At 52.4% G+C, this 389-nt stretch carries 1 protein-coding gene; it reads right to left on the reverse strand.

Annotated elements, in window-relative coordinates:
* Positions 1 to 389 (reverse strand): hypothetical protein (locus tag KH400_RS29965; RefSeq protein ID WP_217228262.1); only part of this gene is annotated, 389 nt, incomplete at both ends.

Here is a 389-nt window from a genome sequence, read left to right on the forward strand (position 1 = left end):
CCTTCCTCTCTCCCCCTTTCTCTTCCCTTCCCCTCCCCTTCTCCCTTTTCCCTTCTTTTTCCTTCTTTCTTCTTCCTTTCTTTCCCCCCCTTTTCTTTCTTTCTCCCCTTCTCTTCCTTTTTCCCCCCCTTTCCTCCCTTTCCTTTCTCTTCTCTCTCCTCCTTTCCCTCCCTTCCTCTTTCTTTCTCCTTCCTTTTCTCTTCCTCCCCCTCCCTTCCCCCTTTTCTCTTTTTCCCCTCCTCTTCCCTCCCTCTCCCTCCTCCTCCCTCCTTCTCTTCTTTCCCCCTTGCCCCCCCTCTCTCTCTTCCCTCTTCCTCTCCCCTTTCTTGCTCTCCTTTTTCCTTTTCCCTCCCTTCTTCTTCCCTTCTCTTCCTCCCCCCTCTTTTCTC

Origin of the sequence: Desertibacillus haloalkaliphilus, from assembly GCF_019039105.1 — a bacterium.
Lineage (GTDB): Bacteria > Bacillota > Bacilli > Bacillales > KJ1-10-99 > Desertibacillus > Desertibacillus haloalkaliphilus.